1 protein-coding gene is annotated in these 1,706 nt (G+C 65.2%); it reads left to right on the forward strand.

Annotated elements, in window-relative coordinates; all coding sequences use genetic code 11:
* Window positions 1-286: 286 nt before the first annotated feature.
* Entirely contained in the window at window positions 287-1,474 is a 1,188-nt protein-coding gene (locus tag Tam10B_RS12760; RefSeq protein WP_233133733.1) for an IS30 family transposase, read from the forward strand.
* Window positions 1,475-1,706: the final 232 nt, after the last annotated feature.

Here is a 1,706-nt window from a genome sequence, read left to right on the forward strand (position 1 = left end):
GCCGAAGGCGAAGGCCAAGGCGGCGGAGTTGGAGAGGAAGCTGCACCGGGTGATCGATGAGGGGGTGCGGCCGGAGGAGCTGTAAGGACAAGAGGAAGATTGGCGAGAGCCGGTCTTTGGCTCTGATTGGGCATGACCTGAGGTCGAAGGGCTTGTCCCCTCCCCCTCAGTCGGCTGCGCCNACAGCGCGGGTTCTAGTGATCGTTGCAACACCTGGTGATCCGGGAGGAGATTTCGGGTGGGCAGGTGGGTGTTCGATGGTGTTGGGTACGCGACTCGTGGCGAGATGTGCAAGGCGCGTCGGGATCGGTACGTGGAGCTCATAGCCGGCGGGATGAACTACACGCAGGCCGCGAGAGCGGTCGGGGTCTCGAAGCGTACGGGCAAGGTATGGCGTAACGGGGGCGCCAGCGGCGGTCGTCGTGTGCAGCCGTCCGTGGTGATCCGGTATGCTCCCGTCATGCATGAGTCGAAGACGATCAGCCCACGGTTCCTGGATCTGGAGAGTCGCATCAGCATCGCCGATTGGCGGCATGCCGGCATGGGCGTGCGCGAGATCGCCAGACGGCTCGGACGTCCCGCGTCGACCGTGTCCCGGGAGCTCGCGCGCAACACGAATCCATCCACCGGCGAGTATGAGCCGAACCGGGCCCAGCGGATGAGCGCCGGACGTCGTTCGAGGCCCAAGACCGCGAAGGTGCGTGCGGTGCCCGGCCTGCTCGACTACATCCGGCGCAGGCTCTCCGACGAGTGGAGCCCCGAACAGATCATGTTGAGGCTGAGGCGCGACTTCCCGGATAATGAAGCCATGCACGTGTGCACCGAGACGATCTACCAGGCCATCTACGTCCAGGCCAGGGGCGAGCTGAGGAGGGGCGTGGCCGGGGCCCTGCGCTCCGGACGGGCCATGAGGCGCCCGAGGAACGACGGGAGCGAACGCAGGCCCCGGTTCCGCGAGCCGATGGTCATGATCTCCGAGCGTCCCGCGGAGGCGGAGGACCGTGCCGTGCCCGGCCATTGGGAGGGCGACCTGATCATGGGCGCGAACAACCGCAGCGCGATCGGCACGCTCGTGGAGCGCTCCACCCGGTTCCTGATCCTTCTGCATCTGCCCGACGGGCATGACGCCGAACACGTCCAACGGGCGATCATCGACCGGATGGGAGAACTGCCCGCCGTTCTGCGACGGTCCCTGACCTGGGACCAGGGTTCGGAACTCGCGCTCCACAGACGCATCTCGGCCTCGCTGGACATGGACGTGTTCTTCTGCGACCCGCATTCGCCGTGGCAGCGGGGCACGAACGAGAACACGAACGGGCTGCTGCGCCAGTATTTCCCGAAGGGGGCCGACCTGGGCGGGTATTCGCGGGCGTATCTGGACATGATCGCGGCCAAAATGAACAACCGTCCCAGAAAGACCCTTGACGCCAGGTCTCCGATCGAGGTCATGCTCGACCTGATCGAAGCGGCATGATACGATCACACAACCAAATCAGACAGCAACACAGGTGTTGCAACCACCACTAGAATCCGCCATGTCTCCTCCTTCCCCTTGAGGGGAAGGTGTCGGCGCCAGCCGACGGATGAGGTGACCGTCAGCCTCCGGGAGCCCGGCGAGCCAGTCACCCAATCCCCGCCGCGATAAGCGGATTGATGGCGGCGATGCTGTCCCGTTGCACGAACGACGATTCGAAGTGCAGCGGTAC

It is taken from the genome of Bifidobacterium vansinderenii (assembly GCF_002234915.1).
Taxonomy (GTDB): Bacteria; Actinomycetota; Actinomycetes; order Actinomycetales; family Bifidobacteriaceae; genus Galliscardovia; species Galliscardovia vansinderenii.

Coding starts and splice junctions, on each gene's coding strand:
- Tam10B_RS12760 (WP_233133733.1), top strand. CDS start 287: ATGTGCAAGGCGCGTCGGGATCGGTACGTGGAGCTCATAGCCGGCGGG.